This is a genomic window from Micromonospora sp. C28ISP2-4, assembly GCF_030519385.1.
Lineage (GTDB): Bacteria > Actinomycetota > Actinomycetes > Mycobacteriales > Micromonosporaceae > Micromonospora > Micromonospora tulbaghiae.
Genome location: NZ_JAUMKG010000002.1, coordinates 695,477 through 713,721, shown reverse-complemented (window position 1 = coordinate 713,721; position 18,245 = coordinate 695,477). Strand labels below are relative to the sequence as shown.

Below are 18,245 nucleotides of genomic sequence, written 5' to 3'. Positions count from 1 at the left end.
GGGCGGTGGCCCCCCGTGCGGCCACCGCCCCTCGCGCGTACGTCGTGGTCAGCCGTTGAGCATCTCGTACGCCGACGCCGGCGCCTTCTGCACCTGCGCGCCCGTCGGCGCGGTGATCTTCGGCGCCTTGCCGAAGTCGTAGTACTTGGCGACCAGCTTCATCGCCTTCTGCTTGCCCGCGGCCGGCAGCTCCAGGGTCAGCGAGGTGAGGTTCCCGTCCGGCCCGACCACAGCGGTGAACGGCACCTTCTTCGCCGCGTCACCGAGCGCGCCCACGTCCACAGTGGTGAAGCTCTCGCGGATGTCGGCGTTCGCGGTCAGGTCGGCGAACCCGCCGTACGTGCCGTCGCCCCGGTCCTCGACCGTCTCGGCGGTCCGGATGACAGCGGCCATGTTGGCCGGGTCGGCGTTCTGGTAGACCGGCACGTCGGAGGCGTCGTCGAGCTTGGTGCGGTCCAGGAGCATCCAGCGCTTCGGCAGCTTCATCATGTCCTGCAGGCCGGCCATGCCGGTGATCTTGACCCGCATCCAGATGTCCTCCTCGATCACGCGGAAGGTCATCCCCATGGTGAACTCCGGGTCCTTGCTCTTCTCCGACATGGACAGCTCGAGGCCGTGCGCCGCCGGGTCGACCACCCCGTCGAACTTGTCCGCGCCCTCGATGGTGGTGAACCGGAAGGCCGGGTCGTTCTCGTCCGGCACGGCGGCCAGCAGCGTGGCCTTCGGGTCGGCCGACGGGCTCGGCGCCGGCCCGGCGCTCTCGGTGGCGTCCCCGGTCCCGCACCCCGCCGACAGGACGGTGGTGGCCAGCACGGCCGTCGCGAGAGCCGCGATCCGCCGGAGGCTCACGACGGATCCGAATCGCTGCATCATGGTGTTCGACTCGCTTTCCCAGGTGATTGTTGCCGGGTAAGTATCGGCAGCCGTCACGGCGGCCTCGCTGCCGATATGCTGCCGTCCGACTGCCGTCGGCCACGGTGGGCGGGAGCAGTCGATACGGGGGCGGAAACTCGCATGTCAGAGGCGCTGCGCTTCGAACTCCTCGGCCCGCAGCGGGCCTGGTACGCCGACCGTCAGCTCGATCTGGGGCCGGCCAAGCAGCGGGCCGTGCTGGCCGTGCTGCTGCTCGCCGCAGGCCGTCCCGTGCCGAGCGGGCAGATCGTCGAGGCGGTCTGGCCGGACGAGGCACCGGTGAACGGCCTCAACGTGGTGCAGAAGCACGTGGCCGGTCTGCGCCGGCTGCTGGAGCCGGACCGGTCACCGCGTACGCCGGCCCGGGTGCTCACCCTCACCGACGCCGGATACCTGTTGCGCGTGCCGCCGGAGGCGGTGGACGTGGCGCGCTTCGAGCGCGGCGTGCGGCGTGCCCGGGCGGCACAGGCGGCCGGGCGTACGGAGGAGGCGCTGGCCGAGGTGAGCGCCGCGCTGGAGCTGTGGCAGGGGGAGCCGTTCACCGGGTTCGCCGGCGCGTACTTCGACACGGCCCGGCACCGGCTGGTGGAGCTGCGCGCGGTCGCGCTGGAGACGCGTACCGAACTGGAACTGGCCGACGGCCGGCACGGCGAGCTGGTCGGCCGGCTGGTCGAGCTGGTCGCCGAGTTCCCGGTCCGGGAACGGCTGCGTCACCAGCTCATGCTGGCGCTGCACCGCAGCGGACGGCAGGCCGAGGCGCTGGCCGCCTACCGTGACTACGCCGGCCTGCTCCGCGACGAGTACGGCATCGAGCCGGGCGGGGCACTCCAGGATCTGCACCGGCGCATCCTGCGCGCCGACCCGGATCTCCTGGCGCACGCGCCGCGTCGTCCGGCCCAGCCCACGGGTCCGGCCGAGCCCACCGCGCCGGCCCAGCCCACGGGTCCGGCCGAGCCCACCGCGCCGCCCCAGCCCACGGTCTCGGCGCAGCTCACCGTTCCGGTGCAGTTCACCGTCTCGGCGCAGCCGGGTGGTCCGTTTCCGCCGCCACCGCCCGGTGAGTCGCCGGCCGGCCTGCCGCCCTGGGTCTCGCCCCCGGTCGCGCCGCTGATCGGCGCCGTGCCGCCGTCCCGGCGTCCATCCGGTGTGCCCGGCTGGTTGAGCGTCGTCGCGACTGTGGGCGGCGCGCTCGTCGCCCTGTTCTCGTTCGGCATGCTCACGTGGCTGGTGGTGCTGCTCTACGGGGTCTGGCGCCGGGGCTGGGGCAGCGTCCTCGCCGCGGTCTACTACCTGACCGTGGCCGTGACGTTCGTGGTGGTCATCGGCAGCAGCGAGACCGAGGAGGTCAGCGCGCCCGAGGCCACCCTGATGGTGATCTGGCTGACCACCTGGGCGGCGGGCGTCCCGCACGTGGTGCTGCTCAACGGCCGGCTGCTCGCCTGGCTGCGCGGGCTCTGGCGTGGGCGGCCGTACGCCGACCGCAACCGGCTGCGCCGGGAGTACGCCCGTTACCTGCTCTACCAGTACCCGTCGGCGCGGGACGACCTGCGCATCGGGCGCCCCGACCTGCCCCGCGCGTACGACGACGGCGGACTGGTGGACGTCAACTCGGTACCGGACCACGTGATCGCCGGGCTGCCGGGACTGACCCGGTCGCAGGCGCAGCATGTGGTGGTCGACCGGCGGATGCGCGGCCCGTACACGTCGATGGAGGAACTGGCCTCGCGGTGCCTGCTGCCGGCGGCGGCCACGGACTCGTTGCGCGAGCTGCTGGTCTTCCTGCCGCCGGCACCGGCGTCCGGGCCGCCCACGTCGCCGCCCGGTCCGCCGGTGACGTCGGCGGCCCCTGGTAGAAATGCCGGATGAGCCAGGATCGGATGGTTGTCCGGGAGCGTGCCGAGGCGGTACTGCGGCGGCTGGCGGGTGACCACGCCCGGCTGCGCGAGGACCAGTGGCGGGCCATCGAGGCGCTCGTGGTCGACCGGCGGCGGGTGCTCTGCGTGCAGCGCACCGGCTGGGGCAAGTCGGCCGTCTATTTCGTGGCGACCGCGCTGCTGCGCGAGGGCGATCAGCACGGGCCGACCGTGATCGTCTCGCCGCTGCTGGCGCTGATGCGCAACCAGGTCGAGTCCGCCGCCCGCGCCGGGATCCGGGCCCGCACGATCAACTCGGCGAACCTGGACGAGTGGGACGAGATCACCGCCGAGATCCACGCCGGGGCCGTCGACGTGCTGCTGATCAGCCCGGAGCGCCTGAACAACCCCGACTTCCGCGACGGCGTGCTGCCGAAGCTCGCCGCCACCACCGGGCTGCTCGTGGTCGACGAGGCGCACTGCGTCTCCGACTGGGGGCACGACTTCCGGCCGGACTACCGGCGGCTGCGCACGTTCCTGGCCAACCTGCCCGAGCGCACGCCGGTGCTGGCCACCACGGCGACCGCAAACGCCCGGGTCACGCAGGACGTGGCCGAGCAGCTCGGTGACGCGCTTGTGCTGCGCGGCACGCTGGACCGCGAGTCGCTGCGCCTCGGGGTACTCGATCTGCCGAGCCCGGCCCACCGCCTGGCCTGGCTGGCCGACCACCTGGACCGGCTCCCCGGCTCGGGGATCGTCTACACGCTCACCGTGGCGGCGGCCACCGAGACGGCCGAGTTCCTGCACGGCCGGGGATGGTCGGTCGCCTCCTACACCGGGCAGGCCGAGGACGCGGACCGGCGGGCCGCCGAGCAGGACCTGCTCGACAACAAGATCAAGGCGCTGGTCTCGACCAGCGCGCTCGGCATGGGCTTCGACAAACCCGACCTCGGGTTCGTCGTGCACCTGGGCGCGCCGCCCTCGCCGATCGCCTACTACCAGCAGGTCGGCCGCGCGGGCCGGGCCGTCGAGCACGCCGAGGTGCTGCTGCTGCCCGGCGTGGAGGACGCCGCCATCTGGCGGTACTTCGCCTCGCTCGCCTTCCCGCCCGAGGAGCAGGTCCGCGCCGTGCTCGCCGCGCTGGACACCGAACGGCCGATCTCCACCCAGGCCCTGGAACCGGTGGTCGACCTGCGCCGCGCCCGGCTGGAGCTGATGCTCAAGGTGCTCGACGTGGACGGCGCGGTCCGCCGGGTGCGCGGCGGCTGGCTCGCCACCGGCGAGCCCTGGGTCTACGACGAGGCCCGGTTGCGGCGCGTCGCCGACGCGCGCGCCGCCGAGCAGCGGGCCATGCGGGAGTACGCCTCGACGTCCGCCTGCCGGATGCGCTACCTGCGGGAAGGGCTGGACGACAGCGGGGCGCAGGACTGCGGGAGGTGCGACAACTGCGCCGGCCCGCTGTTCGACGCGGAGGTCTCCGAGCAGGCGCTGACCGCCGCGCAGACGTTCCTCGGGCGCCCCGGTGTGCCGATCCCGCCGAAGAAGCTCTGGCCGACCGGGTTGGAGGCGGTCGGCGTACCCCTGAAGGGCCGCATCCCCCCGGCGGAGCAGGCGCTGCCCGGCCGGGCCGTGGGGCGCCTGTCCGACCTGGGGTGGGGCGGGCGGCTGCGCGGGCTGGTCGGGCCGGAGGCGCCGGACGGCCCGGTGCCCGACGACGTGGTGGCCGCTGTGGTCGAGGTGCTGAAGGCGTGGGCGCACGGCGACGACCCGTGGCCCCGGCGGCCGGTGGGCGTGGTCGCGGTCGGCTCCCGGACGCGACCGCTGCTGGTCGGCTCGCTGGCCGAGCGGATCGCCGCCGTGGGCCGGCTGCCGCTGCTCGGCCAGGTCGACCCCACCGGCCCGGCCGGCGGCGGCGGGCCGCGCGGCAACAGCGCCCAGCGGGTACGCGCGTTGCACGACGCTTTCCGCCTGCCCGACGGGCTGGCCGGCGCGCTGCCGGGGCTGGACGGGCCGGTGCTGCTGGTGGACGACCTGGTCGACTCGGGCTGGACGATGGGCATGGTGGCGCGGCTGCTGCGCCGGGCCGGCGCGCCGGACGTGCTGCCGCTGGCGCTCGCGGTGGCCGGCTGACCCGTTCCCGGCGTGCGCGGGTTCCCGGCGGTGTGTGCCGAGTTCCCGGCCTGCGCGGAAAGTTCCCGGCCCGGGCGGAATGCGAGCGTCACCACCGTCGGCGGACCGTCGTCGGGCCCGCACCCGGGCGGCGGTACCGTGGGGTCATGACCGAGCAGCGACCCGTCGTCCAGACGTACACCGTGACCGGGATGACCTGCGAACACTGCGTCAAGGCGGTCACCGAGGAGCTGTCCGCGCTGCCCGGTGTCGACGAGGTCCGGATCGATCTGACGAGCGGCACCGCCACTGTCACCAGCGCGGCGCCGCTGTCCGTCGAGTCCGTGCGTGCCGCAGTGGACGAGGCGGGTTACGAGCTGGTCGGCGGCGGTGCCTGAGTCGTCGTTCGTCACGTCCGGCACCGGAGTCGTCCCCGACGACTCCGAGGCCGGCTCCGACGCTCCCGCGACGCGGTCCGATGACGCTGCTCGGTCCGACGCCGCGCGGTCGGGTGGCGCGTCACGGTCCGGCGGCGGTGCGAACGACCGTGCCGGGGCGGCTGCGGCCGGTCCCGTCGCTGTCGACCGGGAGACGTTGCGGCTGGCCCTGGTGGTGGGCGGCCTGGTGCTCGCCGTCCTGCTCGGCTTCGGCCTCGGGCGGATGAACGCGCCGGCCGGCCCGGCCCGACCCGCCGGCGCCACGGCCGGGGTCGCCACGGGCGGTGCCGACGGCGGCGCGCACGCCCACTCACCGGGTACCGGCGCGCACACGCACGACGGTGCCACGGTCACCCAGGGCGGCGGCGACGGCGCGACCGGACTGTCGATCACCTCGTCCGGCTACACGCTCGCGCCGTCGACCGAGCTGGTCGCGGGCCGCGCCGGTGAGTTGCGTTTCCAGATCCGCGACGACCAGCGCCGGGCGGTCACCCGGTTCGCCGTCGTGCACGACAAGCCGATGCACGTGATCATGGTCCGGCGTGACCTCGGCGGTTACCGGCACCTGCACCCGACGATGGCAGCGGACGGCACCTGGTCGGTACCGATCACGGCACCGGAGGCCGGCCCCTGGCGGATGTACGCGGACTTCACCGCTGTCGCCGACGACGGCGGTCAGGTCGCCGTGGTGCTGGGCGCCGACCTGACCGCGTCCGGCGCGTACCGGCCCCGGCCGCTGCCCGCCGCCGCCACGTCGGCCACCGTCGACGGGTTCACCGTCGGGTACGCCGGCACGCCGGAGGTGGGTAAGTCGGTGCCGCTGCGGTTCCGGGTCACCGGCGCGGACGGCGCGGCGGCGGCGCTGGAGCCGTACCTCGGGGCGTTCGGGCACCTGGTGGCGTTGCGCGAGGGCGATCTCGGCTACCTGCACGTGCACCCGGAGCCGGTACGCGACGGCGACGACGTGACGTTCTGGCTGACCGCCCCGGGGCCGGGTAGCTACCGGATGTTCCTGGACTTCCAGGTCGGCGGCGTGGTGCGGACCGCCGAGTTCACGCTGACCGTGGCCTGAGCCTGAGCCGCTGCGGGGCGGTCAGCCGGCCCGGCGGACCGGGCGGCGGGCCAGGTAGCGGAGCAGGTCGCGGATGTGGTGCTTCTCCTCGGCGGGCACGTTCGGGTCGGCGAGCCGATCCAGGATGACCCGCACGTCGGCCTCCACCGGGCCGTCCTCGGCGCCCCGGCGGCGGGGCACCGGCCCGGCGTCGGGCAGGCCCAGCGCGCGGAACGCGGCTGCCACGGGCAGGTCGAGGGCGGCGCAGAAGCCGCGGACCTTCGCGAGTTCGGGGTAGTCCTGCCAGTCCCCGGCCAGCCAGCGGAACACAGTGGAGCGGCCGACACCGGTGTGGGTGGCGAGGTCGGTCACCGTCCAGCCGCGCTCCTCGCGCGCGGCGTCGATGGCCCGGCGTACGAAGCGCGCGAAGGCCATCTGTGGTGAAACGTCTGCGGAACCCATCCCTGGCGGATCTGTCCCCTTCCTCCGGTGGCCCGGCTCGCTCACCGAGCCTAATACGCCGGGCAAGAGAAGCAACTGACTGATCGGTCCGGCGGCCCCGTGGGCGAGACCCGCCAACTACCGAAGCGTGCTTCGGGTAATGCGCTTCGGGTAATAGGCTGAGGGAAACCTGGGAGCCGATGGAGGAACAGCATGGCCGAGCCGGACCGTCCCGTACCGCATCGCCCTGGCGCGGTGAGCCTGTTCTTCGTAGCCAAGGCCGCGGTGTTCGCGCTCGGCTTCTGGATCTGGCTGCTGGTGCTGGCGGTACGCGGTGGCGATGCGACCGGCGTACACCTGATCTCCGCGACCGGCGCGATCTGCACGACGCTGGCCTCGGTGGTGCTGGGAGCGCGGATGGCGTTGCAGCGCAACGCCGCGGTGCGGCACGCCGAGCTGAAGCGGATGCTCGTGGACATCTCGTGGAACGCCTTCGCCGCCGCCGGGAACGCCGAGCACGCCGGGAAGGTGGTGCCGTTCCCGAGCGCGTCGCACGACGGCGAGCGGGCACCGCACCGGGGCGCCGGTGAGCGCGTGTCGGTGCTGGACCGGGGCGACCGGAACCGGGGCGACCGGGGGCGGTAGGACCGCCGCGGCTCAGCGCGCCTCGGTCAGCAACGTCTCCAGCCGGGGCGTGACACCCCACTGGCCGACCAGCTCGCCGTACTCCGCGCGCTGCGCGTCGGTCGGTGCGCCGGCCGTCCGCCGGGCCCGGATGAGCAGGTTGCGCGGTGTGTGCTGGGAGTCGACGAACTCCACCACCTCGGCGCGGTAGCCGTGCAGGCGCAGCAGCGCGGCCCGCAGCGAGTCGGTGAGCACGTCGGCGAACCGTTCCCGCAGGATGCCCTGCCGGGTCAGCAGCTCGTACGGCGCGGGCGCCTGACCGGCCCGGAGCTGGGCGGCCAGGTCGTGGTGGCAGCAGGGCGCCGCGAGCACCCAGCGGGCGCCCCAGCGCACCGCCCGGGCCAGCGCCTCGTCGGTCGCGGTGTCGCAGGCGTGCAGGGCCAGCACCAGGTCGGGCGCCGGTTCGACGGGCGCCTCGGCGATGGTGCCGGCCACGAACCCGACCCGGTCGGCCCAGCCCAGCCGCTCGGCCAGCTCGGTGTTGCGGCGGCGCTGGTCCTCGCGGACGTCCACCCCGACCAGCGTCACGTCCAGGCCGCGCTGGACGAGGTAGCGGTAGGCGGCGAAGGTCAGGTACGCGTTGCCGCAGCCCAGGTCCACCACCCGCAGCGGGCCGGTGAGATCGTCGGGCAGCGTGGCGGCGAGCGCCCGCAGGAACGCGTCCACCTGCCGGCGCTTGGCCGCCGAGCCGCCGATCTCCCGGAACAGGGGATCACCGGGGTCGAGCAGCCACTCCTTGGCCCGGTCGTGCCCGCCCGGCTCGGCGGCCGGACGGCTGGCCGCCGCGCGGTGCACCTGCGCCTCGCCGGACTTGGTGACCCGGAGCTGGAGCGTGGCTTCGGCGGTTTCGACGTGCCAGTTGCCGAACGGCTCGGCGAGCAGTTCGTCTACCGCCGCGCCGGCCTCCGTGCCCGGTGCCACGTTGCGGGTGTGCGGCCGTGACCCGTCGGAGACGGCGATCTGCAACCGGGGACCGGCCTTCAGCGTGACCGGGCGCAGCTCCGCGCGTACCACCGAGGGACGTTGCCCCCGACGGCGCCCGGCGGCGACCGCGCGGGTCAGCCCCGGCGCGAGCAGCAACGCCCGCACCTCGGCCAGCGCCGACTCCAACGCTTCCGGCATCAGTGCCTACCTCTCCTGTTCTCCCGCGCCCCGCCCGCCTCGGGGACCGTTGATCATGAAGTTGGCGGCACTCGGATACGGCGTGTCGCGCCGTCAACTTCATGATCGTCGCAATGAAGGGGGCGGGGATGGGGACGGCCTCCGGGACCGGGGTCCGGGAGGCCGTATCCGTGGTGTTCGTCAGTCGGCGTTTGTGGCCTCGGCGGGCGCGCCGGTGCTGCCACTGCGGCGGCGGCGACGGCGACGCGGCTTGGTGGACGCCTCGCCCTCCGTGGGCTGCGGTGCGGCGGCGGTCTCGGCCGCGCCCTCGGTGCCGATCACCGCGGTCGGCTCACCGGCCACCGTCTCACCGGCCCGGCGACGACGCCGCCGACGCGGCGTACGCGCGGTCTCGTCGTCCCCGGCGTCGGCCTGCGCGGCGGGCGAACCGGCGGACGAACCGCCCTCGCCGCCACGGCCGCGACCGCGGTCACGGTCACGGTCACCGCGCTCGCGGCCCCGGCTGTCGCCGCGCCGCGCGCCCCGGCGCGACCGGCCGCCGCCGCCCAGGTCCTCCTCGACCTCGGCGGACAGACCGGCGCGGGTGCGCTCGGCGGTCGGCAGCGTGCCGCTGACGTCCGTCGGGATGTCCAGGTCGGTGTAGAGGTGCGCGGAGGTGTGGTACGTCTCCGGCGGCTCGGGCATGTCCAGCCCGAGCGTCTTGTCGACGATCCGCCAGCGGGGCATGTCGTCCCAGTCGACGAACGTCACAGCCACACCGGTGGCTCCGGCCCGGCCGGTACGGCCGATGCGGTGGGTGTAGGTGTCCTGGTCCTCGGGGCAGTCGTAGTTGATCACGTGCGTGACGCCCGTGACGTCGATGCCCCGCGCCGCCACGTCGGTCGCGACCAGCGTGTCGATCTTGCCGGCCCGGAACGCCCGCAGCGCCCGCTCGCGTGCGCCCTGCCCGAGGTCGCCGTGCACGGCGGCGACGGCGAAACCCCGGAAGTCGAGGTCCTCGGCGACCCGGTCGGCGGCCCGCTTGGTACGGGTGAAGATCATGGTCAGCCCGCGGCCCTCGGCCTGCAGGATGCGCGCCACGATCTCGACCTTGTTCAGCGAGTGCGTGCGGTACGCGAGCTGCTTGGTCTGCGGCGACGGGCCGGTCTCGGCGGTGTGCCCGGCGTGGATGGTCATCGGGCGGCGCAGGAAGCGCCGGGACAGCGCGACGATCGGGTCCGGCATGGTGGCCGAGAACAGCATGGTCTGCCGGTCCTCCGGCAGCATCGCCAGGATCTTCTCGACGTCGTCCAGGAAGCCCAGGTCGAGCATGCGGTCGGCCTCGTCGAGGACGAGCGCGCGGACCCGGTCGAGCCGCAGGTGCTTCTGCTTCTGGAGGTCCAGCAGGCGGCCCGGGGTGCCGACCAGGATCTCGACGCCCTTGCGCAGCGCCTCGATCTGCGGCTCGTACGCGACGCCGCCGTAGATCGGCAGCACCCGGACGCCCCGGGTACGGCCCGCGGCGTCGAGGTCCTTGGCGACCTGGATGCCCAGCTCACGGGTGGGTACGACGACCAGCGCCTGCGGGACGCCGTCGCTGCCCTCGGACGGGGCGAACACCCGCTCCAGCAGCGGGATGCCGAAGCCGAGCGTCTTGCCGGTGCCGGTCGGCGCCTGCCCGATCAGGTCGACGCCGCGCAGCGCGATCGGCAGCGCGTACTCCTGGATGGCGAAGGCGCGGGTGATGCCGGCGGCGGCCAGCGCCTCGACGGTTTCCTGCCGCGCACCGAGCGCGGCGAACGTGGGTGCCTCCGGGGGGACCGGAGCGGTGGGGGCCAGTGGCTGGCCGGAAATCTGCTCGCTCATATGGATTTGGGGGTGCCCTCTCGTGGTGCGCCCCTCAGGTCCTCAGGGCGCGATCGGTGTGGCGCGGGCCACGCGGTCAGGGGCGATTTCGCCGAGCCGGACCGGGCCGCACGCGCGTCGGGGACCGGCGTTGATCAGCTAGTGACCGATTCGGTGCCCACGGCAACTGTCTCATCCTACCTGAACGGCCCCTGAGGCGTCCCGATTCCCAGGTGGTGGCCGTGCGCGCGGGGCAGATTGTTGTGACTTGAGTCACAGCGGTGACGCCGGTAGCCTGCGCTCGTGCCCGCCCCCGACCCCGCCACGACCCGCCCGGCCGCCGCCGATCCCACGGCCGCCGACCCCGCCGCGATCGACCTGTTCGGGCTCGTCGCCTATGGCGAACTGCTCGCGTTCGACCGCCTCGCCGCCGACGCGCGCCTCGCGCCCGACCTGCGCCGCCGCGCCGCCCTCAGCGAGATGGCCGCCACCGAGATCGCGCACTACCGGTGGCTCACCGACCGGCTCGCCGCCTGCGGCGTCACACCGGAGGAGGCGATGGCCCCCTACGTCGAGGCGCTGCGGGCGTACCACGACTCGACCGAGCCGCGGGACTGGGCGGAGGCGGTGACGAAGGCGTACGTGGGGGACGCGATCACCGACGACTTCCTGCGCGGGATCGCCGACGGCCTGGACGGGCCGGACGCTGCTGCTCGACGTGCTGCACGACTCCCGGTACGCCGAGTTCGCCGGCGCCGAGATCCGGGCCGCTGTCGAGGCCGATCCCCGGGCCGCCGGGCGGCTGTCGATGTGGGCGCGGCGGCTGCTCGGCGAGGCGCTGTCCCAGGCGGGCCGGGTGGCCGCCGCCGACCGGGGCGCCCTCGTCGCGTTGATCGCGCGGACCGGCGGGGACGTGCCGGGGCTGCTGCGCCGGCTGACCGAGGCGCACGCCGCGCGTATGACGGCTGTCGGGTTGAACAACTGAGCCGCCGTGGCGGGAGGCCCGCCACGGCGGCCGGTGCCGCGGGAATCAGCGAACGGTGAACCCGACCGCGCGAGGCGACGCCTCGGCGATCTCGACGTAGGCGACCTTGCCGACCGGCACGATCACGCGCCGGCCCTTCTCGTCGGTCAGGGAGAGGGTGCCCTCACTCTTGGCGAAGGCGTCGGTCACGATCTGCTCGATCTCGGCCGGCGACTGCGCGCTCTCCAGGACCAGCTCCCGCGGCGCGTACTGCACGCCGATCTTGACCTCCACTGTGCCTCCTCAACTGGGGCGAAAAAGCCACCGTGGGAAGGCTATCCGATCCGGCGGCCCGATGTTCAGGCTGACTCACCTTGCAGCGGGAAGCTGGCGATGCCGCGCCAGGACAGGGCCGCGACCAGCGCCTCGGCCTCCGCCTTGGGCACCTGGCGGCCACCGGCGAGCCAGAACTGGGCGGCCGTCTCGGCGGCGCCGACCAGGCCCGAGGCGAGCAGCTCGGCGTGCGACCGGCTGACCCCGGTGTCCGAGATGATCGTGTCGGTGATGGCCGCGATGCAGCCCTGCTCGACCCGCTCCACCCGCTGCCGCACCGCCGGGTCGTTGCGCAGGTCCGACTCGAAGACCAGCCGGAACGCCTCGCTCTCGTGGTCGACGAAGTCGAAGTACGCGCGCACCGCGGCGCCGACGCGCTCCTTGTTGTCGTTGGTGCCGCTCATCGCGTCCTGCACATTGGCCACTATCGCGTCACAGTGCGTGTCCAGCAGCGCGAGGTAGAGCTCCATCTTCCCGGGGAAGTGCTGGTAGAGCACCGGCTTGGAGACACCGGCGCGCTCGGCGATGTCGTCCATCGCGGCGGCGTGGTAGCCCTGCGCGACGAACACCTCCTGAGCGGCGGCGAGCAGCTGCTTGCGGCGCGCCGAGCGGGGCAGGCGGGTGGGCCGACCGGCGGTCTGTGCACCGTTCCCCACTGCGGTCATCGGTTCCTCCGAGTATCTGCGTACGAGCCGGCACGTATCACCCGAACCGGTCCGGGTTCGTGAACCCGTCGCGGAATTGGCCCGCCGCTGTAACTTATCGCCACTGTCACCACACGGTAGCCTCAGCGGGGGCGACCAAGGAGCGCGCGGTGAGTGAAACAGGGCAACCCGGAGCCGCCACCCCGGGAGAGCACGGCGACGGGACGGGCCAGCAGGACGAACCGGCCCGTACCGGCGGCGGTTGGGCGCCCCCGCCGAACGGCTGGTCCCGCGGCGCTCCGGCGCCCGGCGGCTGGCCCTACGGCGACCTCGGCGGCTGGGCCGCCTCCTCGCCCCGGCACGGCGACCTGCCGGCCCCGCTGCCCGGCCACTCCGCGCCGGAACCGGGCCGCGTCAACGGCCGCCACGTCAACGGCGTGCACCACGCCGGGGAGGAGTCGCCAGTGACCCGCCAGGCGCCGGTCAGTGCCCCGCCCGCGGACGAGCCGCCCCGGCCCACCGACGGCGAACGGCTGGCCGTACCGGCCCCGCGCCCGGCGTCGACGATCGAGCAGCCGACCGACCCGGGGGACGCCGGTTCCCGGCACGCCGCCGACGACCCGGCCGCCCGGGCCCCCCGCTGGGCCGAGACCGGGCCGACCTCCGCGCCACCGGCGCTCCAGGTCCCGCCGGTCGGCGCCGCCGCCTCCGGTTTCGAGGTGCCGCCGGGCTTCCACGCGCCGAACACCGAGTCCACCCCGTCGCTGTCCCGGGGCTGGGCCGACCGGCCCGTCACCCGGCAGCCGGCTGCGAACCGGCCGGAGCACGCACCGGGCGAGGTCCACCCGCCCGAGGGCCGGGCGGCCACCGCCGAGCCGCGGGCAGCGGCCGGGATCCCGGCGGCCGACGACCCGGCGGCCGGTGAGCCGGACTGGTCGGGGCCGTCCTGGAACCGCCCGAGCTGGGGTGACGGCTGGGCCCCGCCGTGGGCCCGCACCGACGAGCCGCCGGCCCGCCGGGCCGAGGAGCCGCCGGTCCGGGGCACGGAGGAGCCACCGGACCGCCGCGCCGAGGAGCCCGCCGCCGAGCGGCGGGAGTGGGCGGACGACAGCGCCGCCCACCGCACCGCCCGCGAGGACCGCGCGGCCGAGTGGGCGCCCGAGCCGGTGCGGCCGTACGAGCCGGCCCGCGTCGAGCCGCCCGCCGCCTACGAGCCCCCCCGGCCCGAGCAGGTACGGCCGTACGAGCCGCTGCGCGCCGAGCCGGCACCGGGGCCGGAGGCGACGCGGCAGTACCCGCCGTCCGCCGAGTCCGAGGCGCCCCGTCAGTACGAGCCGACCGCCGGGCCGGAACCGGTCCGCCGGTACGAGCCGCCGGCCGCGCCGGAGCCGACGCCCGAGCCGACCCGGCCGTTCCGGCTGCCCCGGGGCGACGCCGAGCCGCCGCACGGCTACGAACGGCCCTCCTGGGCCGGGCCGCCGGTGCCTGTCGCACCGCTGAGCACGCCCACCGGTCCGGTGCCGACGAGCGCCCCGCCCGCCCCGGCCGGTGGATACGCCCCGGCGCCGCCCGCCGAAGCGGCTGCCACCGCCCCGCCGACCTCAGGCGTTCCCGCCCAGAGCGGCGCGCAACGTCTCGACCGCACACCCGAGCCCCGCCCGACGAGCGCCCCTCCCTACGCGGCCCGCCGGTCCGCACCGGAACCGGTGCCGGCCGCCGACGCGGTCGCCGAGCCCCGACCGGAGGAACCGTCCCCCGTGCTGCCGCAGCGCGTCCCCTCGGAACCGGACGTGCCAGTCGTGCCGGAGCCACCGGCAGTGGAACCGTCCGCCGAGACTCCCGAACTCGCCCGCATCGCCACCCATCTGCGCCGCGACGACGAACCCGCACCCCTGCAGGAGCGGCCGGAGGGCTTCGACGTCAACGCGATCCTCGACGCGGTCCGCGAGGTGGCGGGCGTGCGCGACGCCGCGCTGCGGCGTACCCCGGCCGGCGCGCACAGCCTCCGGCTCGACCTGGCCGACGGCGCGGACCCGGCCGAGGTGAGCCGCGTGGTGGCCCGGCTGCTCCAGGAACGGATGGGCCTGGCCGCCGCGCCGCAGAACCTGCCCGGCGCGCCCGCCGTGCCGCCGCCGGCCCCGCTGCGCCGCCGGTCGGCCCGGCTGGACCGCGCCGGTGAGACGCGCGCCGGCGAGACCCGGGCACCCGGGGCGCAGTCCGCGCCGGGCCAGCCCCGCACCGCACCGGGCGAGGCCCACGCCGCGCAGTCCGAGCCGGGCGACGCCCGTACCCAGGTGCCGGCGCCTCGCGGCGACGAGCCCGGACCGGCCGGCGACGAGATGCCGGCGCGGACCGGTCCGGCGCGTCCAGCCGCGAACCGCTCCGGCGACGCGCGGTTCGGCGCCGACCGCGCCGTGCGCCCGGCCGAGGCACCGGCCGACGGCGACGAGCCGCCGCGCCGCCGCCGGCAGGCCACCCATCGGGGCCGGGCCGCGGTGGACGAGACGTCGCTGGCCGCCGCGCCGACCGGCATGTCCACCGGCAGCCCGGTCACGCTCGGTACGTCGTACTCCGGTGGGCAGATGACCACGACGGAGACCGCGCCGTCGCGACCGCTGGACACCGGCGGCGTGCCGGGTCCCCGGGTGGTGATCGAGCATGTCCTGGTGAGCACGTTCGGCCTGGACGCCACCACCGAGGTCCGCCTGGTCGCGGGCGACCGGACGGCCGAGGGGCACGCGACCGGTCCGGCGGTCGACGGGTACGTGCTGCGGCTCTGCGCGGTCGCAGCGGCCGCCGCGGTGGACGAGTTGCTCGGCCGGGCCGTCCCGGCCGGTGAGCGGGGCCGGTGCTTCGTGGAGCACGCCGCAGTGGTGCCGTTCGGCAACTGCGAGGTCGCGACGGTGGTGGTGCTGCTGGTCTGCGACGGCTGGGTGGAGCAGCTGGCCGGTTCGGCGCTGGTGGCCGGGGATCCCCGGCAGGCGGTCGTGCGGGCCACGCTCGCGGCGGTGAACCGGCGGCTGGAGGCGCTGCTCTCCTGAGCCGGTGTGCGGTGCGGGGCGTGCGGGGGAGACTGGAGACATGAAACGCGCTGCACTCTGGCCGGAGCACAGCCTTCCCGCACACCACGTCCCGCCGCCCTGGCCGGGCCGGCACGTACGCCTCGACGGCACACTCGTGCACGTCCGCGACACCCCGGCCACCGCTCCCGGCGCGGAGCCCGCGCTGTACGTGCACGGGCTCGGCGGGTCGGCGCAGAACTGGACCGACCTGGCCGGCCTGCTCGCCGACCGGCTCGACGGTCAGGCGATCGACCTGCCCGGGTTCGGGCGCAGCGAGCCCGGGCCGCGCTACACCATCCCGGCGTTCGCCGAGCGGGTGATCCGCTGGATCGAGCACAGCGACCGGGGGCCGGTGCACCTGTTCGGCAACTCGCTCGGTGGCGCGATCTCGGTCCGGGTGGCGGCGCTGCGCCCCGACCTGGTCCGCACGCTGACCCTGGTCTCGCCCGCCCTGCCGTTCCTCGACTTCCGGCGTTCGTTGCAGGGGCGGATGCTCCCGCTGCTGGCGATCCCCCGGGGCGAACGGCTGGCCGCCTGGCGGCTGGCCCAGTTCAGCCCGGAGGTGACGGCGCAGCAGGTGATGGAGGCGTGCGTGGCGGACCTGACCCGGATCAGCGAGCAGCGCCGGCAGGAGGCGATCGACGAGATCCGGGTCCGGTACGAGGCGGCCCACTACGCCGCCGCATACGTGCGGACGTTCCGGGGCCTGGTGGGCAGCTTCCTGCGCTCGTACCTGCCGGGGGAGGGCGCGCTGTGGCGGCAGGCGGCGGCGGTGCGGGCGCCCACGCTCGTGGTGGGCGGGCGGCAGGACCGGCTGGTCGACGTGCGGGTGGCGCCGCAGGCCGCCCGGGTCATCCCGGACAGCCGGCTGCTGATGCTCGACGGCGTCGGGCACGTGGCCCAGCTGGAGGTGCCCCGGACCGTGGCGCGGGCGGTGCTGGGGCTGCTCGCCGAGGCGACACCGTCGCTCACCACCGGCATGGGGGAGAGCGGAACGGAGCGTGACATGGCAGGCTGAGCGGGATGCCCAGCTCCCGTCGTCCTCGCGCCGCCCGCTCCCGTTCCTCGTTCCGTCACTGGCGCACCGCGCTCGTGGTCTGCGCCTTCGTCGCCGCCGCCGCTGTCGGTGTCGGTGTGGCGGTGCAGCTGCCGTCGGCGGGCGCGGGGACCCGGGTCACCGACGGGTTCGTCGCCCAGCCTCCGGCCCCCACGCAGGCGCCGTCCACGCCGAGCGTCTCGCCGCCGCCACCGGTGACGCCCAGCTCGCCGGCCGCGCCGGTGCTGACGCTGTCCGGCCCGGGGCCGGCGAAGGGCCGGGGCACCTTCGCGTACGACGAGCGGACCAGCGGCGTGCTCGGCCGCTCGGGGACGGTGCGCCGCTACCGGGTGGCGGTGGAGAACGGCTCCGGCGAGGACGTCCTCGCCTTCGGTGAGGCGGTGCAGCGGGCGCTGGCCGGCCCGGGCAGCTGGGTCGACGGCGGCAAGCTGCGGTTGCAGCGGGTCGGTCCGGGCGACCGGTACGACTTCACGATCTACCTGGCCACGCGGGATACGGCGGGGCGGCTGTGCGGGGCGGGCGGGATCAACATCCGGGTGGGCGGCGTGCCGTACACGTCGTGCCGGGTGCCGGGCAAGGTGGTGATCAACCTGGACCGGTGGCGGACCTCGGCGCCGCACCTGGTCGCCGCCGGGATGCCGCTGGACGACTACCGGCTCTACGTGGTCAACCACGAGGTGGGTCACCAGCTCGGGCACCGGCACGAGGGGTGCCCCGGCGCGGGCCGGGCGGCGCCGGTGATGCAGCAGCAGACGCTCTTCCTCAAGGGCTGCCGGCCGAACCCGTGGCCCTACGTGGGCGGGAAGCGGTACACCGGACCGGCTCTCTGAGCGCCGTTTTGTGAAGAACATTCGCGGCATGGGCGGCAAAAGCAGCTAAATGCCCGAATTGCGTGGCACGCTGAGCACATGACGTCGTCGTCCCCTTACGACAACCCCGCCGCGCCGCAGCCCGAGCGTCCCACCCTGCGCCGGATGCGCCGGCGGCGCCGCCGCTCGGTGCTGCTGCTGGCGATGCTGCTCGCGGCCGTCGGCGGCGCGGTCGGCATCACCCGGCTGAACGCGCCGCCGTCCGGGCACGGTGGGACGTCGCTCGCCGCCGAACCGTCGCTGGCGCGCGGCGCCGCCGAGGCCGACGTCCCGGCCCCGGCGCCGACCGGCTATCCCACCGCCGGCCCCGGCACGTTCGCGGTGGCCCAGAGCCGGTCTCCGGTACGCGGACAGGAGGGCCCGCTGCGCCGCTACCGGGTCGAGGTCGAGCAGGGTACGGGGCAGGACGCCGACGAGTTCGCCGCCACCGTGGACGCGGTACTGGGTGACCCGCGCAGCTGGATCGCGTCCGGTGACCTGCGGGTGCAGCGAGTGCCCGAGGCGGCCGCCGCCGACTTCACCGTCTACCTCGCCACCCCTGTCACCTCCGAGCGGATGTGTGCCGAGGGCGGCCTGCGCACCGACCGCTACACCTCCTGCCGGCTGCCCGGCCGGGTCGTGCTGAACCTGGCCCGGTGGATGACGGCGGTGCCCGACTACGGCGCCCCGCTGGAGGTCTACCGCACGTACGTGATCAACCACGAGGTCGGGCATGAGTTCGGCGAGCTGCACCAGGCGTGCCCCGAGCCCGGCGCGCCCGCCCCGGTGATGCAGCAGCAGACGTACGGGCTGGACGGCTGCCTGCCCAACGCCTGGCCGTACGTCGGCGGCGTCCGGTACGAAGGCGAGCCCACCGACGGCGTCTGAGTTATTCCCGGTCCCG

At 75.1% G+C, this 18,245-nt stretch carries 16 protein-coding genes and 1 pseudogene; 10 read left to right on the top strand and 7 right to left on the bottom strand.

Annotation, left to right across the window (positions count from 1 at the left end):
• Nucleotides 1-48: 48 nt before the first annotated feature.
• Nucleotides 49-849: a hypothetical protein gene (locus Q3W68_RS12145; protein WP_302905482.1), complete on the bottom strand. Its 801-nt coding sequence runs from the start codon at nt 847-849 to the stop codon at nt 49-51.
• Between the two features lie 165 nt (nt 850-1,014).
• Between Q3W68_RS12145 and Q3W68_RS12140 the strand changes: the two genes are divergently transcribed.
• From Q3W68_RS12140 to Q3W68_RS12125, 4 genes are all read left to right on the top strand, one after another.
• The gene (locus Q3W68_RS12140) at nt 1,015-2,778 is read left to right on the top strand and encodes a BTAD domain-containing putative transcriptional regulator (RefSeq protein ID WP_302905481.1); all 1,764 of its coding nucleotides are present in this window, start codon (nt 1,015-1,017) and stop codon (nt 2,776-2,778) included.
• Nucleotides 2,775-4,895: a RecQ family ATP-dependent DNA helicase gene (locus tag Q3W68_RS12135; RefSeq protein ID WP_302905480.1), complete on the top strand. Its 2,121-nt coding sequence runs from the start codon at nt 2,775-2,777 to the stop codon at nt 4,893-4,895. The genes Q3W68_RS12140 and Q3W68_RS12135 overlap by 4 nt, the downstream gene beginning before the upstream one ends.
• Before the next feature lie 146 nt (nt 4,896-5,041).
• Nucleotides 5,042-5,272, top strand: coding sequence for a heavy-metal-associated domain-containing protein (locus tag Q3W68_RS12130; RefSeq protein WP_302905479.1), 231 nt, complete (start codon nt 5,042-5,044; stop codon nt 5,270-5,272).
• Nucleotides 5,265-6,383, top strand: a complete 1,119-nt coding sequence (locus tag Q3W68_RS12125; protein ID WP_302905478.1) for a hypothetical protein — start codon at nt 5,265-5,267, stop codon at nt 6,381-6,383. Before Q3W68_RS12130 ends, Q3W68_RS12125 begins: the two co-directional genes overlap by 8 nt.
• Nucleotides 6,384-6,404: 21 nt before the next feature.
• Here the strand turns inward: Q3W68_RS12125 and Q3W68_RS12120 are convergent, their stop codons facing one another.
• Complete coding sequence (locus Q3W68_RS12120) at nt 6,405-6,824, bottom strand: helix-turn-helix transcriptional regulator (RefSeq protein ID WP_026268433.1); 420 nt, start codon at nt 6,822-6,824, stop codon at nt 6,405-6,407.
• 192 nt (nt 6,825-7,016) lie between these two features.
• Between Q3W68_RS12120 and Q3W68_RS12115 the strand changes: the two genes are divergently transcribed.
• A complete protein-coding gene (locus Q3W68_RS12115) occupies nt 7,017-7,448 on the top strand; it encodes a hypothetical protein (protein ID WP_302905477.1) in 432 nt (143 codons plus the stop codon).
• Between the two features lie 12 nt (nt 7,449-7,460).
• Here Q3W68_RS12115 and Q3W68_RS12110 read toward each other — a convergent pair whose 3' ends face one another.
• From Q3W68_RS12110 to Q3W68_RS12100, 3 genes are all read right to left on the bottom strand, one after another.
• On the bottom strand, nt 7,461-8,609 hold the full coding sequence (locus Q3W68_RS12110; RefSeq protein WP_302905476.1) for an SAM-dependent methyltransferase: 1,149 nt from the start codon (nt 8,607-8,609) through the stop codon (nt 7,461-7,463).
• Nucleotides 8,610-8,789: 180 nt separating this feature from the next.
• Nucleotides 8,790-10,454: a DEAD/DEAH box helicase gene (locus tag Q3W68_RS12105; protein ID WP_302905475.1), complete on the bottom strand. Its 1,665-nt coding sequence runs from the start codon at nt 10,452-10,454 to the stop codon at nt 8,790-8,792.
• A gap of 252 nt (nt 10,455-10,706) precedes the next feature.
• Complete coding sequence (locus tag Q3W68_RS12100; protein ID WP_302905707.1) at nt 10,707-10,937, bottom strand: hypothetical protein; 231 nt, start codon at nt 10,935-10,937, stop codon at nt 10,707-10,709.
• Here Q3W68_RS12100 and Q3W68_RS12095 point away from each other — a divergent pair.
• Nucleotides 10,839-11,418, top strand: a pseudogene (locus tag Q3W68_RS12095) (ferritin-like fold-containing protein). The gene Q3W68_RS12100 and the pseudogene Q3W68_RS12095 overlap by 99 nt on opposite strands.
• Nucleotides 11,419-11,463: 45 nt before the next feature.
• On the opposite strand, the gene Q3W68_RS12090 reads toward Q3W68_RS12095, so the two are convergent.
• Together Q3W68_RS12090 and Q3W68_RS12085 are read right to left on the bottom strand one after the other, a co-directional pair.
• Entirely contained in the window at nt 11,464-11,691 is a 228-nt protein-coding gene (locus Q3W68_RS12090; RefSeq protein ID WP_013288692.1) for a DUF3107 domain-containing protein, read from the bottom strand.
• Nucleotides 11,692-11,756: 65 nt separating this feature from the next.
• Nucleotides 11,757-12,395 carry a TetR/AcrR family transcriptional regulator gene (locus Q3W68_RS12085; RefSeq protein WP_013288691.1) on the bottom strand — a complete coding sequence of 213 codons (639 nt, stop codon included), beginning with the start codon at nt 12,393-12,395 and terminating at the stop codon, nt 11,757-11,759.
• A gap of 149 nt (nt 12,396-12,544) precedes the next feature.
• Here Q3W68_RS12085 and Q3W68_RS12080 point away from each other — a divergent pair, with 149 nt between their 5' ends.
• The 4 genes from Q3W68_RS12080 to Q3W68_RS12065 all read left to right on the top strand — a co-directional run bounded on the left by Q3W68_RS12080 (nt 12,545) and on the right by Q3W68_RS12065 (nt 18,229).
• Nucleotides 12,545-15,415, top strand: a complete 2,871-nt coding sequence (locus tag Q3W68_RS12080) for a hypothetical protein (protein WP_302905474.1) — start codon at nt 12,545-12,547, stop codon at nt 15,413-15,415.
• Nucleotides 15,416-15,455: 40 nt separating this feature from the next.
• A complete protein-coding gene (locus tag Q3W68_RS12075; protein ID WP_302905473.1) occupies nt 15,456-16,454 on the top strand; it encodes an alpha/beta fold hydrolase in 999 nt (332 codons plus the stop codon).
• Between the two features lie 5 nt (nt 16,455-16,459).
• A complete protein-coding gene (locus Q3W68_RS12070; protein WP_302905472.1) occupies nt 16,460-17,323 on the top strand; it encodes a DUF3152 domain-containing protein in 864 nt (287 codons plus the stop codon).
• Between the two features lie 78 nt (nt 17,324-17,401).
• Nucleotides 17,402-18,229: a DUF3152 domain-containing protein gene (locus tag Q3W68_RS12065; protein ID WP_302905471.1), complete on the top strand. Its 828-nt coding sequence runs from the start codon at nt 17,402-17,404 to the stop codon at nt 18,227-18,229.
• The last annotated feature ends 16 nt before the right edge of the window (nt 18,230-18,245 follow it).

What these genes read in the sequence shown, in the direction of transcription:
- Q3W68_RS12140 (WP_302905481.1), top strand. Translation starts at nt 1,015, where the DNA reads ATGTCAGAGGCGCTGCGCTTCGAACTCCTCGGCCCGCAGCGGGCCTGG.
- Q3W68_RS12135 (WP_302905480.1), top strand. Translation starts at nt 2,775, where the DNA reads ATGAGCCAGGATCGGATGGTTGTCCGGGAGCGTGCCGAGGCGGTACTG.
- Q3W68_RS12130 (WP_302905479.1), top strand. Translation starts at nt 5,042, where the DNA reads ATGACCGAGCAGCGACCCGTCGTCCAGACGTACACCGTGACCGGGATG.
- Q3W68_RS12120 (WP_026268433.1), bottom strand. Translation starts at nt 6,824, where the DNA reads ATGGGTTCCGCAGACGTTTCACCACAGATGGCCTTCGCGCGCTTCGTA.
- Q3W68_RS12115 (WP_302905477.1), top strand. Translation starts at nt 7,017, where the DNA reads ATGGCCGAGCCGGACCGTCCCGTACCGCATCGCCCTGGCGCGGTGAGC.
- Q3W68_RS12110 (WP_302905476.1), bottom strand. Translation starts at nt 8,609, where the DNA reads ATGCCGGAAGCGTTGGAGTCGGCGCTGGCCGAGGTGCGGGCGTTGCTG.
- Q3W68_RS12105 (WP_302905475.1), bottom strand. Translation starts at nt 10,454, where the DNA reads ATGAGCGAGCAGATTTCCGGCCAGCCACTGGCCCCCACCGCTCCGGTC.
- Q3W68_RS12085 (WP_013288691.1), bottom strand. Translation starts at nt 12,395, where the DNA reads ATGACCGCAGTGGGGAACGGTGCACAGACCGCCGGTCGGCCCACCCGC.
- Q3W68_RS12075 (WP_302905473.1), top strand. Translation starts at nt 15,456, where the DNA reads ATGAAACGCGCTGCACTCTGGCCGGAGCACAGCCTTCCCGCACACCAC.
- Q3W68_RS12070 (WP_302905472.1), top strand. Translation starts at nt 16,460, where the DNA reads ATGCCCAGCTCCCGTCGTCCTCGCGCCGCCCGCTCCCGTTCCTCGTTC.
- Q3W68_RS12065 (WP_302905471.1), top strand. Translation starts at nt 17,402, where the DNA reads ATGACGTCGTCGTCCCCTTACGACAACCCCGCCGCGCCGCAGCCCGAG.